Raw genomic sequence first — 14,725 nt, 5'->3', positions numbered from 1 at the left:
ACCGCCGCCGGTACTGACGTCATCTCGCAACCGCCTTCACATTCCATCCATCGACGTGAACCAGAGGCGCGACGCCGCCCAAATCGCGCAGCTTAACTACAGCGCTGAGCGTCCTGGACTCACCCGGAAGCAGCGAAATGTAGTTATCGTCCCATAGAACTGGCGCGATATCGTCACTTCCGTGCTCGCGTTTAAGTTCGCTATGCACAAGAAATGCAATGTTTTTGCCAGTATTGCGCAGCGTTACGCGCACAAGTTGCTCATCGTTACGACGCTCTATCTGGCTATTCCACTCCACGTTTGTGGCCGGTAGAGTCGCTAATCCGGTCATATCTGCGTACTTCGCTGGCGTCGTAAAGTAGTTTGTTTTCTCCCAATCGAGGTCATCGAGCGCCGTTGGAAGCCAGTAAAAGTTCGTACTAACGCTCTTCCCGGCCGCGTCTGTGAGGTCAAGGCGCACGAAATAAGGCGCTTTATCGACGCTAATCGTAGGGATTGTCAGCACTCGGGCAACGCTGTCGGGCTCGATATCGACGTTTTTTGTCTCGCTAAACAGCTCTTTTGCGGTCAAATCGAGCACTCGGACGCGCATTTTGAGGCCTTTCTGCGCCTCATAAAGGCTGTTTACGACCACTACCGAGGCATCGTCATACGAATATTGCGCGTGAACCAGTTCGTTAGCCTTCTTAACTCCGAAGTAACCCCCGCCAGGGACAAGGTAATAGTCATATAAATGCCAGATCACCGACGGCCAGGCGTTGTTGAGCATCCACTGAATCACGCCTGTGGAGTTGTACTTGTTGCGCGCATAAGCCTCGAACATGGCACGCTCGCCCTCGTAAGTCATCGCCTGCGCCTTCTTCTGGTAGTCGGCTAGCGATGTCGGCGGGCCATATGTGACCGACATCGCGTTGTCGAAGATGTTGGTCTGGGTAAAACTGCCGCCACCGGCGTGGAAATTCCAGACATCATCGTGTGGCCACAAGTTCTGTTTCGGGACAAACTTCTGCAATGAGCTGATCAGTGGCGGCGCTGGCCCCGGACTCGTCTCAGTATTGAAGCCGTAAGCTCCGCCCCAGCGGCCTGGATCACGCAACCAATAAGAAGGTGGAACATAGTCGTAAGGTCCTGACATCTTCACGCCGCTCGGACCGGTGACGGTCGTGGGCGTCGCGCTGGCGGAAGAAATATAAGGGTTCGGCCAATTGCGATCCTTCAGAACTGCGAGGTAATCGGATTCGACGTCCTCCGGCGGCGGATTATCGCTGCCATAAAGCCAAACCAGCAGACTAGGATGGCTGCGCAGGCGATCAAGCTGGCTGGCTAACGAAGCCTTCGCGATCTCGTGATCCTCAGGCTTCCACTTGTCCCAGTGCTCCCAGTGATCGCAGCAGCACCAGCCGGCCATCACCAGAATCCCATAACGGTCCGCGAGGTCGAAAAACTCATCGGTCTCGAGCTTGCCTTCGAGGCGAATGGTGTTGAGTCCGAGATTGCGGACGTGGCGCAGCTCGTCCTGCATGCGTTCGCTATTGACGCGCAGGAACATGTCTGGCGACCAACCACCACCGCGAATCAGTATGTCGTGGCGGTTAATGTGAAACAGTTCATGGCCTTCCGGAGTCTTCTCCGCCGTGATCTCGCGAATTCCGAACTTCGCCGTAGCCGTGTCAGAGATTGAATCCGACGTGCGAAATCTCATGCTCACCGTCTGAAGGTTCTGCGGACCCAATGGATAAGGCCACCATAGCTTCGGATTCTTGACGCGCAGTTGCGGATACTGCTCGGGGGCAAAAGTAAAACTCTTGTGCTCATTGGCTGCAAGCGTTACCGGCTGCTGGACCGTTCCGATGCCGTCCAGCGCGGCTTCCAGCGTTCCCGAAACTTCTTGATCGCTGCTATTTTGCAGATCTCCGACAACAGTCAGATCGGACGCCGTAAGCGAATCGTCGGAAAAGTGCGGACTCACCATGGGATAACGCACGGAAACTGGACCACTGAGGGTGAGGTACACCGGGCGCCACAGTCCCATCGCCTTGTCGGCCGGCGCCGGATTCCAATCAACAAAGTTGATTCCCAAATCAGTCTCGGTCTGGGTAAAGACCTCGACTGCAACGGCATTCTCGCCAGCGTGCGCGGCATCGCCCACATTGAACTCATAAGTGCGGTACGCTCCCGCAACCTGCGTGCTATTGGCAATCAGGCTGCCGTTTACCCAGATGTTCGCGCGGTAATTGATGCCGTCGAAATGCAGCCACACGCTTCTTCCCTGATGCTGCGGCCCAAGATGAAACTCGGTTCGATACCACCACGAGCACTTGTAAGGGCTGTCATCGGGCATGGGCAGGTTGGCAAAGAGCTTGCCGATGGGATAAGTAGTTCCGGGAATCGCGCGCAGATTCATTCCATAGAAAGGATCGGGAAAGATCTTCGCGTCCACTTGGGCGCCGAGAACCGTGTGAGGGACAGTAGTCGCAAGCCAACTCTGCACGTTGTAGCCCGGCCGTGAAATCTTGTCGCCTCCATCATTCAATTTGCAGGCGGATTGAACGTGCCAGTTCTTTTCTAGCGCGATGCGCTGCGCAGGCGAGGGAGCTTCAGACGAATCGGCAGAAAACGCGAAGGATGCAGCAAGAAGTACAACCCAGAGAGCTGGATTCCTCATAGGCAAGCAGCAAACTTAGCACGACTGGCTTCTCTGAATGCCGCGGAATTTCCTAGCCCAAACCAAGCTTGCAAAATGTCGAGGTGGTGAAACGTGATTCTAGGAGCCGCCTGGATCTCGGAGCATGGTTCTGCTGCCCGAACGGCGGCATTCACCAGATACGCCGTATTCCATACCGATCGAAGATCGTGTCGTTGCTAATGACAGAAAAGCCGTCTGCCTGAGCCTGAGCGACCAGCATGCGATCGAACGGATCCTTGTGGTGATTGGGCAGAGCACCGGCGCGGAGCGCGTGATCAAGGGAAATCGGCAACACCAGCATTCCTTCCTCGGCGAGCTTGCTTTCGAAGCCGTCCAGTAGCGCTGATATCTCCAACTTGCCGGAATTGTTTTTGATCGCCAGTTCCCAAACGGTCGCAGCCGACACTGAGATTTGATTCTCAGTTGCGGCAATCGCTCGACGAGCCTTGCTGGAAAGCGAGGGATGTTCCTGTAGCCACCACAACAGGGCATGCGTATCGAGCAACGATCTCACTCGATGCCCCACTCCTTAAGCTCGTCCCTGGTCATCGGCTCGTAGAACGAAGGATGAATCTTGATCAAGTGCCTGTATCTACCGGGAGTGCGCTTCCTTTTTGTTGTACCGATCGCGACCAGCTTCGCCACCGGTGTTTTGCCACGCGCAATCACGACTTCCTTTCCGCTCTCGGCCTCCTCCAGCAACTTTGAAAGATTCGTCTTTGCCTGGTGTACGGTGTACATTAGCTAAGAATATTAGCTAAGTGGAATTTGGGTGTCAAGCTTGTTCCTACAGCCTGTTTCGTGCTCGCCTTCACCCACCCGCTGCTGCGGGCGGTACTTCAACGCTACTCGTCCAAGTCCCCGCCCAAATGGCTAGCTGTTCCCTATTCCTGTAACCTGTACCCTATCGTTATGGCCACTGCTGCCATCGCTCAAACCAAACCCAAGCCTCCAGCACTCCAGCAACTCAAGGGCGCTTTACCTGAAATCTGGGCTCTCATTCGCCCGCGGAGGGCTCTTCTTGGCATCGGCCTGCTGCTGATGGCGATCAACCGTGTTGCTGGATTGGTGCTTCCCGCTTCCACCAAGTTTCTGATCGATGATGTGATCGTGAAGAGGCATGTGTTCCGTCTTCAGCAGATCGTGATCGCGGTGATTGCCGCGACCATCGTCCAGGGCATTACGTCGTTCGCGCTCACGCAGTTGCTGTCGAAGGCAGCACAGCGGCTGATCGCCGATATGCGGCGGCAGATTCAGGAGCATGTTGGGCGACTCCCGATTGCTTACTACGATTCGACCAAAACGGGAACCATGGTTACGCGCATCCTTGCCGATGTTGAAGGCGTGCGCAACCTGATCGGGACTGGACTCGTGGACTTTCTCGGGGGATTGCTGACGGCCGTTCTTGCGTTCATCGTCCTCATACGGATCAGCGTCACGATGACGACGATCGCGTTCGTCTGCATTGCGATCTTCTCGCTGGCGCTGAAGAAGGCATTCGGAACCATTCGTCCGATCTTTCGCGAGCGCAGCAAGATCTATGCCGAGGTGAGTGGACGCCTCACCGAGTCCCTCGGCGGCGTGCGCGTGATCAAGGGTTATCACGCCGAGGACCGTGAACATGCAGTGTTCACGACCGGAGTTACCCGTCTTCTCAACAATGTCCTGCGAACTCTAACCGCGACTTCAGTGATGAGCCTCTCATCAACCGTGCTGCTAGGAATCGTCGGCGCCGCGGTGATGTACCTCGGCGCACGGCAGATCCTGGCGGGAACGCTGACTGTCGGCGGCTTTTTCATGTACACCATGTTTATGGGCTTTTTAATCGCGCCCATGCTGCAAGTAGTGGCGATCGGGACGCAGATCACCGAGGCGCTGGCCGGCTTGGAACGTACACGCGAAGTCCTGAGCGAGAGTCCCGAGGACGTCGATACGCAGCGCACGATCATTCTGGCCGAGATCATTGGCAACATTGAGTTTCAGAACGTCAGTTTTTCCTACGATCAGAGCAAAGAAGTTCTGCACAACATATCGTTTCAGTCTTCCCCCGGAACTGTGACCGCCCTGGTGGGGCCTTCAGGCTCGGGGAAATCCACGATCATCGGCCTGCTCTCGGCGTTCTACAAGCCGCAGAGGGGACGCATCCTCGTGGATGAGGTTGATCTTAGCCATGTGCGCCTCGATTCCTACCGCACGAAGCTTGGCGTCGTGTTGCAGGAGTCGTTTTTGTTCGATGGAACCATTCGCGAGAACGTGGCCTTTTCGCGCCCGGAGGCGAGCGAAGAAGAGATTCTGCGCGCTTGTCGCATCGCGCGTGTCGACGAATTTGCGGAACGTTTTGAGAAGGGCTATGAAACCATAGTCGGAGAGCGAGGAGTCAAGCTCTCCGGCGGACAGCGCCAGCGAATCTCAATCGCGCGTGCGATTCTGGCCGATCCGCGAATTTTGATTCTCGACGAAGCCACCTCGAGTCTCGACTCAGAATCGGAAGCTCTTATTCAGGAAGGTCTGTCTTTCCTGATGCGTGGCCGAACAACCTTCGTCATCGCGCACCGGCTCAGCACGATTCGTCGCGCGGATCAGATTCTCGTAATCGAAAGCGGGAATCTCATCGAACGAGGCACCCACGAAGAACTCTACGAGCGCGGCGGCCGCTACTTCGAGCTGTATACGAAGCAGCACGGTCTGGAGAAGAATTTGTTTCTCGCGCCCGGTGAAGGAGACGCCGTGGAAGAAGCCGCGGAATCCCAGGCGCGCGGAGCTCGCATTCCCGATTCGGTAGATATTTTGCGCGGGAACGTGAGCTAGCGCGCTCCCGGCCTGGCGTAGGCAAAAAAAACAAGACACAGCAAAAGCCTTGAACACGAAGGGCACGGAGGACACAGAGGTAAGACGCAAGACCGAAAGCTAGAACAAGGATTTAACTGGTGAAACGGCTTGGACGAATCGAAGAAAGTTTTTGAGATTCGCCATAAGTCAACCGACGTAGGCGTACCCGTTAAATCTAGGTTGTATCCGTCCAATCCCTATTCTCGTCTGTGATGTTTCCTCCGTGTCCTTCGTGTCCTCCGTGTTCAAGATGTTTCGATGTTGCGACTCCGGCCTCCCGCCCAGGTGAAAGTGCGCGGGAACCCTCCCCCGCTCAACAGGGATATCGCAGTGTGGGGATACATACAGTCAAACCGGTATAGTTCACTTCCGTAGATCCTTCTGGAGGTCGACCATCGTCTTCTGGCTCACATTGATGAAGCCCCTTCGTGGGGAATCAAGATCTGCTGTGAGCGCGAGAATCGAGGCGATGGCCAACGGCACGGCCGCGCGCATTAACCTCACGTGCCGGCTCCCGCCGTATTCGACTACAAAGCAGGCGAGTACGGATAAGACGATCAGCAGCAGCCATGCCGATCCGGGAATGCGATTTGCCAGCGCTGCCTGACGCTTCGCGTCGAGATCGATGGTTTCGTTCACCGTGCTCATAAAGGAAGACGTGACATCATCCCGCTGACGAAGAGCGACCTGAGCCGTCTCTTGCCAAAGCGATGCCTGCAGCTGCTTGCTGTGTCGAAGTGCATCAGCGATTGCTTGCGTATCAGTTCCAGCGGCGACATAGGCGAGTCTGGTATCTACGTATTCACGCAAGATCTGCTTAACCTTGTCTCTTGCGGGATCAGGCAGCGTGTCGGCTCGGAGATAGGTAGTGCCGATGGCGTTTGCCTCATCCACCACAAGTTTCCGGCGCGTATCGTACCTTTGCAAAGCCATGCTGAAAGAAAATCCCAGCAGAAGCGCGAGCACGCCCAGAATGGCGCCCTGTATGGTTCCCATCTGCGAGCGCTCATCCTCGCCGAACGGCCGCGCTCTCCCAGATCGACCGCCCAGATAAACAGCGACTAAAAGTAAGAAGGTGACTCCAACCATGGTCAGCCGCGGATAGTCAAAGAGTGTAGCCATAGCAGTGCTCCTCGATTTGTGCTTTGGGTGGCCGAGTCGACTGAATAGCGTGCGTTAAGCGGTAGCGATTCAGTGATTCCTAGGTGAATGGGATCAGCGCCACCATTAAATCTGGGAGGGGCTCGCGCCGTCCACTGGGGCGAATACCAGAGGGGAAAAGTCTAAAGGCGTCAGGAAAACTGGAGATCAGGTAGATGTGCAAGAGATGTCAGGCAGCTCGGTCCTTTTGCTCTTGTTGCCCTTTATCCGGGACTTCCTCTGGTTGACGGTTCACTGGTTGACGATCCACTTGCGAGATCTTCACTTCGTTCTCGGATCCCACGATCTTCTCTGAAAGACGGAGATAGCGGCGAATGAGTCCGCTAGAGTCCTCCTCCACGTCGCGTCGGATCTGTTGCCAGTGGCTGCTCTCTCTGGCGGATGTAGACAGATCCGTTTTCCGTCTGCCAAAAGGCTTGTTGGCACGATAACTCATCGGTAAACAGGGACTCCCCCAGTCAGATGGGCAGAGAACGTGACGTGTTGCATGGTAATCAGAGCGAGTTACAGCGGCTGATTGTAAAAGAGTTAACAGCTGCAGAAGAATCGGGTGATCGGGCCATCGGGTGATCGGGTGAAGTAAACCCGATGCATATTCACTGCGTCTTGCGATTCCAGATTCTGGTTTCGGCGTTTGAAATACAACTCCGGAAGTTACCCACTTCTTACTTCACCCGATCACCCGATGGCCCGATCACCCGATTCTTCCTCACCCTCCTATATGCACCATGCTTCTCGACGGCTGCATGAAGCCGGGTTCGCCGATGTGATGGCGTGCTTCCTTCTTTTCCACGACTGAGCGGATGTACGCGGCCATTTCGGCGTCGTCTCCTCCGCGCAGCATCACGGCATAGAGATCGTGATCGAATAGTGAGAACAGGCAGGTGCGGATCTTGCCGTCGGAAGTAATGCGGATGCGGGAGCAGTGCCCGCAGAATGGCTTGGAGACAGGAGCAATGATCCCGATCTCTCCCACTCTATCGTCGAAGGTATAGCGGCGAGCTGTTTCGCTGAGCGTGTTGCCTGGCAGTTCCCGTATTGGCTTCCAGGCGGAGAGCTTCTTCACGATTTCATCCAGAGTCACTACAACTTCAGGGCTCCAGACTCGATCTTCTTCGAGCGGCATGAACTCGATGAAGCGGACGATAACGCCTTCATCGCGGGAGAATTTCGCGAACTCGACGATCTGGTCTTCGTTGAACCCGCGCAACAGCACGCAATTCACCTTGACTGGATCCAGAGCTGCTCGTTTGGCTGCCCGAACGCCGGCGAGAACGCGCTCGAATCCGCCGGAGACGCGAGTGATGCGCGCGAACTTCTCCGGATCCACGGCGTCCATACTTACGGTGATGCGGTTCAGCCCGGCATCCTTCAATGGCTGAGCCAGATCTTCGAGCAAGTGACCGTTCGTTGTAATCGCGATATCGAGTTTGTGACCGCTTGCGGTGCGTAATTGCGAGACTTCGCGGACGAAATCGACCACACCTCGACGGAGCAGCGGTTCCCCGCCCGTAATCCGGACCTTCTCGATTCCCAGGGAGACCATTACGCGCACCATGCGGAGATACTCTTCAAGCTTCAAGTCCGCGTACTGCGCGCCTTCATTCCCAGTTCTGCAATAGACACAACGGTAATTGCAGCGATCGGTTATCGAAATGCGCAGATCGGTAATCGCGCGTCCGAATTTGTCGTGCAAAGTCATGACTTACTCAGTGTTAGACCACGACGCCACTCAGAGGATTCGAAATTCGTTTGGAGAGAAGGAGAGGGACACGCCTGCAAACGGCGCATTGGCGGGTGGTTTCCTTTCCAAACGGGAGGCGCGAGCGTTTCCACTCACACCCTCGGCCGGATTACTCCGGCACCGTCGCCGCAACCAGGTATGCCTAAGGCTGGGACGATCGAAAACCTCTGGGGTGATTATAGTTGCCCCTACGCATGGGCGGGAAAAGAAAACCCTCTCCGCTGGAGAGGGTTCAAGGGGAATCGCTGGCGACTATTTCAGAGCGCTGGCTGGCTTCTTCGCGCTGGCGGTGGTGCGGTGCGCGATGATCTGATCCTTGATTCCGTCGTACGTAGCTTGCGGAACGACATTCTTGCGTACCAAATCGTTCTTCGCGCTGTACGGACGACCATCGATGATCTTCTGTGAATAGGCATCGCCGACGCCCGGCAACTCCTGAAGCTGCTCTTTTGTGGCTGTATTGATGTCGAGCTTTGCGGTCGTGGCCTTCTTACCAGTGACGCCGGACTTCACTCCCTCTGCCACATCTTTGGTCGTGCTTGCGGTCTTCTTGGCGGCCTTTTCAGTTCCATGCGCGGTTGCGGTTGCAGCCTTCTCCGCCCCACTCTCTGTTGCTGTGGCGGCCTTTTCGGCGCCAGACTTTGTCGCCTTAGCAGTCTTCGTCGCGCCGCTCTTTGTGGCTTCGGCCGCCTTCTCGGTACCTTCCTTCACATCGGAGGCGGCGTCGTTGGTTTTCGGCTTCTTTGTCTTCTTGGACTTAGTGGTTGTCGTGGTCTGGTCTGAGCTGGTACTAGGGGCCGTCGCTTGCGCGTATCCCAAAGTTGCGACCAGCATGAGGGAAAAGAGTAAAGTGAAAAGTCTTTTTCGGTTCATGGGTAGGGTCTCCTGTCCTCCAAGATAACGGTGCCGAGTGTAACAGAATGATTCTGAAAAGCATTGCGTCCTGAGTTTCTCCGCTACGTTTCGAGCTACTCTGACTAAGGCGTTTGTTGGCGTTCCTAAATAGTTTTTCCTATTGCAACGTAACATTGATGTTGTATTCTCTGTGAGCACCTTCCCTACAATTTTCGATATGTCTGCAAAGGTTAAGAAGCTCAAGGCTCGTCCTAAGCGAACGATCCTGGCCGAAGCGGATGACCATCCGGTAGGCCTCTGGGTCGACAAAGAGTTGATGCGTAGACACACGCAGCAGCAACAGACGCCGCGGACCATCATTCACGGCAGCTCTGAGGCCGCCGGCAACCGCTATTTGGAGCTGGCCGACATCGCTTTGGGAAATCACAAGAATAAGAAGAAGTCGAACGGCAAGGCGACCAACTAGTTTGACACGGCGCTCGCGCGCCATGTATCTTTAGCGCCAGTAGAGATGAGTTCACTCCGCCATCATCGCCATCATCATCACGCGGCGAACGTGTCGGCGGAGCTCTCTAGCGAATAAGTTCAGAAGCAATCATAGAGATTAAGCCCGCTGACGCAGATTGCGCAGCGGGCTTTGTGTTTTAGCACGCGGCGCGGCGGGCCACGGAGAACAAATGAAGGAAATCGATTTCAAGAAGATGGACGGCCTTGTACCTGTGGTCGTTCAGGACAACGTTAACGGCGAGCTGCTGATGGTAGGATTCGCCAATTCGGAAGCGTACGAGAAGACGCTGGAATCTGGTTACGTAACGTTTTTCAGCCGCACGCGCCAAAAGCTGTGGATGAAAGGCGAGACCTCTGGGAACCGACTCCGCGTGATCTCCGCCGCTACGGACTGCGACAACGATTGCCTTCTCTTCCGCGTAGAAGTCGAAGGCGATGGGCTCGTGTGCCACGAGGGCACGCGATCGTGCTTCACCAAGAGCATCGCGCTTACGGCCGCGCCTGAGGAAGTCCGATGAGGATCCGGCTTGGAATTCCTAAGGGCAGCCTGCAGGATGCAACGGTAGCATTGTTCGCGCGTGCCGGCTTCAATATCTACGCAAACGGCCGCTCGTACTTCCCTTCCATCGACGATCCAGAGATTGAGTGCATGCTGATTCGCGCGCAGGAGATGGCGCGCTATGTGGAGCATGGCTTCCTGGATGCCGGACTCACAGGCCGAGATTGGGTTCTCGAAAGCGGACTCGAAGTGGAGACCGTTACCGACCTTGTTTATGCGAAACAAAGCCGAGGCAAAGTACGCTGGGTACTTGCAGTTCCACAGGATTCCCGTTTTGAGAGGCCCGAAGACTTGAGAAATTGCATCATCGCCACGGAGTTGGTGAATACGACCAAGAATTACTTCGCGTCGAAGAATGTTCCGGTAAAGGTCGAGTTTTCGTGGGGAGCGACGGAAGTAAAGCCTCCGATCCTGGCCGATGCCATTGTGGAAGTCACGGAAACCGGCAGTTCTCTTCGCGCCAATCGGCTGCGCATCATCGAGACCGTTTGTGAGTCGCAGACGCAGCTCATCGCCAACAAGGCAGCATGGCAATCCGCCGAGAAGCGAAAGAAGATCGAGAACATCGCGCTTATGCTGCGCGGCGCCATCGACGCTCAAGGGCGCGTTGGACTGATGCTCAATGTGCGGAAACGCGATCTGAATAACGTTCTGGCGGTTTTGCCTGCATTGAATAGTCCGACGATCTCTGAGTTGAACGACCGTGACTGGGTGGCCGTGAACACGATCCTCGAAGAAAGCGTCGTACGCGACGTGTTGCCCAAGCTGAAAGATGCGAATGCCAGCGGCATTGTGGAGTATCCGTTGAACAAAATCGTGATGTGACCGGGAAGGACGAATGAAGCTCATCACCAGCAAACGCGGTGCAGCTGTGCTCAAGCGATTAGCGAATCGCGGCGCGCTTGATCTTGCGCGGGTGGAGAAGACCGTTGCAAAGATCGTCGCCGATGTCAGAAAGAAGGGCGATGGAGCACTGTTTCACTACAGCCGCAAGTTCGATGGCCTGACTAGCAAGGCGTTTCGTCTCGGCGAGTCGGAGATCGACGGTGCGTGGCGTCAAGTGAGTTCGGAGTTTCGCGCTGCGCTCGAAACCGCTGCGGAGAACATCCGTCGTTTTGCCGAGTGGCAGAAGCCGCAGGAGTGGATGCGCGATGTTCAGAGCGGCGTACGACTAGGACAAATGATTCGTCCGCTCGAGTCAGTAGGATGCTACGTGCCTGGCGGACGTCATCCCCTGCCTTCAACGCTCCTAATGACCGTAATCCCGGCGCAGATTGCTGGTGTGTCGCGAATCGTCGTGGTCTCTCCACGTCCCGCTCCTGAGACGTTAGCGGCGGCATCGCTACTCGGCATCAAAGAGTTCTACTCGATAGGCGGTGCGCAGGCCATTGCTGCGCTTGCCTACGGTACGAAGACAATTCCCCGCGTCAGCAAAATCGTCGGCCCAGGAAATGTGTTTGTTACGGCGGCGAAGAAGCTGGTCGCATTCGACTGCTCCATCGATATGCTTGCCGGACCAACCGAAGTTGTAATCGTCAGCGACGTGGGAAATGCATGTTTTATCGCAGCGGATTTGGTGGCACAGGCTGAGCACGATCCGGATGCCCTCGCAATCTTCATTACCTCGAACGTGAAGCTCGCGAAGCAAGTAGTCGAGGAGACTGAGCGCCAGTCGGCGGCGAACAACGTTGCGCGGCAGTCACTCAGAAAAAATGGCTACGCAGTCGTGACGTCGTCGCCCGAAGAATCAATTCGAATCGCGAACGAGCTCGCTCCGGAACACATCACGGTAGCTTCGCAACGAGATGTACTTGAAATCGAATCCGCGGGATCGGTCTTTGTCGGCGACTACTCGCCGCAAGCTGCGGGCGACTACGCCGCCGGCCCGAACCATGTTCTTCCCACTGGAGGTTCGGCGCGCTTCCGAGCCGGCTTGAGCGTAAACGACTTCGTGAAGCTCATTACCGTCCAGGAGTTCACCGCGAAAGGACTGCAGACCATCGCGCGCGACGTCAGCACGTTGGCCCAGGCAGAAGGGCTCGTAGCGCATGCGCAGTCGATTGCCGTGAGGGTGGGCGCGTAATGGAGAAGGTTCTGCAGGCACGAACCGCGGTGCGAGACATGAAGGAATACCATCCCCCGCTTAGCGGAAGAGATGGTCTGCGTCTCGACTTCAACGAGAATACAGAGGCTCCATCGCCGCGCATTGCGGAAGTGTTGAGGCAGATTGCAGCCGGCGAACTCACGAAGTATCCGGAACGCGCTCCTACGGAGCGTCTGATGGCCGAATTTCTCAGGCTTGCACACGACCAGGTGTTGCTCACCAATGGCGTCGACGAGGCAATTCACTTGCTCTGCGAAACATACCTTGAGCCTGGTGACGAAGTGCTGATCGTTGTTCCGACGTTCTCGATGTATGAGATCTACGCGCAGAGCACTGGCGCGAAGGTGACTGCAATTCAGGCCAATCCCGAGCGGGGATTCCGATTTCCTGTGGAGATCATCCTAAGCTCCATTACGGGAAGAACTCGGATGATTGTTCTCGCAAGCCCCAACAATCCTACGGGCTCCGTCGCTTCACGAGCGGATTTGCTGCGTATTGCGGATGCGGCTCCAGAAGCCGCAGTGCTAGTCGATGAGGCTTACTACGACTTCTGGGGAGAGACTGTGCTTGATGGGGTCGCACGCTTTCCCAATCTCTTCGTGGCGAGGACGTTTTCTAAGGCATATGGATTAGCAGGGTTGCGTATCGGCGTGCTTGCCGGAAATAGCATTCAGATGCCTATGGTGCGCAAAGTCGCTTCGCCCTACAACGTGAATGGAATCGCACTCGCCTGCTTACCGCATGCAATCGCCGATCGGGAGTTTCTCGCAGACTATGTCCGGCAGGTCAAACAAGGGCGTGCGCGTTTGATGATTCAGCTCACGTGTCATCAAGTTCCATATTGGATCAGCCAGGCTAACTTTGTGCTGGCCAACATAGGTCCTATGCACAAGGACTTCGTCTCTGAAATGCGGAATCGCGGCATTCTCGTGCGTGACCGCAGCAACGATCCGGGATGCAATGGATGTGTTCGTATGACTGTGGGCACGGTGGAACACACCGAACGCCTGCTAATGGCTCTGCCGGAAGTATTGAAAGCGATAGGCTGGTCGCCCGCTGCGGAGAATCGGGCCAGCACCACAACAGGAAGCGCAGGATGAGAACCGCCCGGCTAAAACGCAAGACGACCGAAACGCAGATCGACCTTTCGCTCAACATCGATGGACGCGGCAAGTATGAGGTGTCAACCGGTATACGTTTCTTCGATCACATGCTGGAGTTGTTCGCTCGTCATGGAGCTTTTGATCTGCACCTGCGCTGCAACGGCGATCTCGATGTCGATCAGCACCACAGCGTTGAAGATGTGGGTATCGCACTCGGTGAAGCATTCGATAAGGCGCTCGGAAATCGCAAAGGCATTCTACGCGCCGGATATTTCCTGATGACGATGGATGAAACTTTAGGAATGGCTGCGGTTGATCTAAGCGGACGAGCGGTTGCAGTAATAGATCCGAAGGTTCGCACGCGTCTCGTCGGCGATTTCCAGTCGGAGCTGGCGCATGACTTCTTCGAAGGCTTTGCTCGTGGCGCGCGAGCCAATGTTCACGTAAAGACGCTGTATGGCCGCTCGAATCATCACAAGCTCGAAGCGCTATTCAAGGCATTCGCCAGGGCGCTGCGTTTTGCCTGCTCGCGCGACAAGCGACTCGCGAAGATGTTGCCCAGCACCAAGGGACTGCTGTGATCGCCATTGTTGATTACAAAGCCGGCAATCTGATGTCGGTAAAGAAGGCTTTAGAACACTTAGGTCTGAGAGCCACTGTCACGGATGATCCAAAGCTGGTAAGCAGTGCGGATAAAGTCATTCTTCCCGGCGTGGGGCACTTCGCTGCCACTGCGGAACTGGACCGCACTGGCTTGCGCGAGTCTGTGCAGGAAAGGATCGCGGCAGGTAAGCCCTTTCTCGGAATCTGTGTCGGAATGCAGTGGATGATGGCTGGCAGCAGCGAGGCTCCCGATGTTCCCGGATTGGGAGCTATCCAAGCAAACTGTGAGCGGTTTCAGTCGCGCGATTTGAAAGTGCCGCACGTTGGGTGGAATCAGATCGCCAAAGTACGTGATTGCCGGCTGCTCAATGGCATCGACTCGGGATCATTCGTTTATTACTCCCACTCCTACTGCGCGCCTCTTACTGCAGACACGGTTGCGACGACGGACTACTGCGAAACTTACTCAGCGGCGGTCGAGAACGGCAATCTCTTTGGCGTGCAGTTCCATCCTGAAAAATCTGGGCCGGTTGGTTTGCGGTTGCTCAGAAACTTCTGCGATCTCTGACTACAT

Annotated in this window: 14 protein-coding genes and 1 riboswitch; of the genes, 8 read left to right on the top strand and 6 right to left on the bottom strand. The window is 55.8% G+C overall.

Annotated elements, in window-relative coordinates; genetic code table 11:
* Positions 1-19: 19 nt before the first annotated feature.
* From VNX88_10160 to VNX88_10150, 3 genes are all read right to left on the bottom strand, one after another.
* A complete protein-coding gene (locus VNX88_10160) occupies positions 20-2,665 on the bottom strand; it encodes a beta galactosidase jelly roll domain-containing protein (protein HWY69020.1) in 2,646 nt (881 codons plus the stop codon).
* Positions 2,666-2,816: 151 nt separating this feature from the next.
* Complete coding sequence (locus VNX88_10155; GenBank protein HWY69019.1) at positions 2,817-3,200, bottom strand: type II toxin-antitoxin system VapC family toxin; 384 nt, start codon at positions 3,198-3,200, stop codon at positions 2,817-2,819.
* Entirely contained in the window at positions 3,197-3,427 is a 231-nt protein-coding gene (locus VNX88_10150; protein HWY69018.1) for a type II toxin-antitoxin system prevent-host-death family antitoxin, read from the bottom strand. The genes VNX88_10155 and VNX88_10150 overlap by 4 nt, the downstream gene beginning before the upstream one ends.
* Before the next feature lie 171 nt (positions 3,428-3,598).
* Between VNX88_10150 and VNX88_10145 the strand changes: the two genes are divergently transcribed.
* A complete protein-coding gene (locus VNX88_10145; protein ID HWY69017.1) occupies positions 3,599-5,494 on the top strand; it encodes an ABC transporter ATP-binding protein in 1,896 nt (631 codons plus the stop codon).
* Between the two features lie 384 nt (positions 5,495-5,878).
* Here VNX88_10145 and VNX88_10140 read toward each other — a convergent pair whose 3' ends face one another.
* The 3 genes from VNX88_10140 to VNX88_10130 all read right to left on the bottom strand — a co-directional run bounded on the left by VNX88_10140 (position 5,879) and on the right by VNX88_10130 (position 9,293).
* A complete protein-coding gene (locus tag VNX88_10140) occupies positions 5,879-6,637 on the bottom strand; it encodes a hypothetical protein (protein HWY69016.1) in 759 nt (252 codons plus the stop codon).
* Between the two features lie 748 nt (positions 6,638-7,385).
* The gene (gene moaA / locus VNX88_10135; GenBank protein HWY69015.1) at positions 7,386-8,378 is read right to left on the bottom strand and encodes a GTP 3',8-cyclase MoaA; all 993 of its coding nucleotides are present in this window, start codon (positions 8,376-8,378) and stop codon (positions 7,386-7,388) included.
* A gap of 84 nt (positions 8,379-8,462) precedes the next feature.
* Positions 8,463-8,595: riboswitch (molybdenum cofactor riboswitch) on the bottom strand.
* Between the two features lie 77 nt (positions 8,596-8,672).
* A complete protein-coding gene (locus VNX88_10130; GenBank protein ID HWY69014.1) occupies positions 8,673-9,293 on the bottom strand; it encodes a helix-hairpin-helix domain-containing protein in 621 nt (206 codons plus the stop codon).
* A gap of 199 nt (positions 9,294-9,492) precedes the next feature.
* On the opposite strand from VNX88_10130, the gene VNX88_10125 reads away from it, so the two are divergent.
* The 7 genes from VNX88_10125 to hisH all read left to right on the top strand — a co-directional run bounded on the left by VNX88_10125 (position 9,493) and on the right by hisH (position 14,719).
* Positions 9,493-9,741: a hypothetical protein gene (locus tag VNX88_10125; protein HWY69013.1), complete on the top strand. Its 249-nt coding sequence runs from the start codon at positions 9,493-9,495 to the stop codon at positions 9,739-9,741.
* A 211-nt stretch (positions 9,742-9,952) separates the two neighbouring features.
* Positions 9,953-10,300, top strand: a complete 348-nt coding sequence (gene hisI / locus VNX88_10120) for a phosphoribosyl-AMP cyclohydrolase (GenBank protein HWY69012.1) — start codon at positions 9,953-9,955, stop codon at positions 10,298-10,300.
* On the top strand, positions 10,297-11,166 hold the full coding sequence (hisG, locus tag VNX88_10115; protein ID HWY69011.1) for an ATP phosphoribosyltransferase: 870 nt from the start codon (positions 10,297-10,299) through the stop codon (positions 11,164-11,166). Before hisI ends, hisG begins: the two co-directional genes overlap by 4 nt.
* Before the next feature lie 13 nt (positions 11,167-11,179).
* The gene (hisD, locus tag VNX88_10110) at positions 11,180-12,424 is read left to right on the top strand and encodes a histidinol dehydrogenase (GenBank protein ID HWY69010.1); all 1,245 of its coding nucleotides are present in this window, start codon (positions 11,180-11,182) and stop codon (positions 12,422-12,424) included.
* Entirely contained in the window at positions 12,424-13,545 is a 1,122-nt protein-coding gene (gene hisC / locus VNX88_10105) for a histidinol-phosphate transaminase (GenBank protein HWY69009.1), read from the top strand. Before hisD ends, hisC begins: the two co-directional genes overlap by 1 nt.
* Positions 13,542-14,129, top strand: coding sequence for an imidazoleglycerol-phosphate dehydratase HisB (hisB, locus tag VNX88_10100; protein ID HWY69008.1), 588 nt, complete (start codon positions 13,542-13,544; stop codon positions 14,127-14,129). Before hisC ends, hisB begins: the two co-directional genes overlap by 4 nt.
* Positions 14,126-14,719 (top strand): imidazole glycerol phosphate synthase subunit HisH, encoded by a 594-nt coding sequence (gene hisH, locus VNX88_10095; GenBank protein ID HWY69007.1) that lies wholly within the window; start codon positions 14,126-14,128, stop codon positions 14,717-14,719. Before hisB ends, hisH begins: the two co-directional genes overlap by 4 nt.
* Positions 14,720-14,725: the final 6 nt, after the last annotated feature.

This window comes from Terriglobales bacterium, assembly GCA_035567895.1.
Lineage (GTDB): Bacteria > Acidobacteriota > Terriglobia > Terriglobales > Acidobacteriaceae > Gp1-AA112.
Note: the sequence above shows the minus strand (reverse complement) of the source record. Positions and strands in the feature narration are given on the sequence as shown.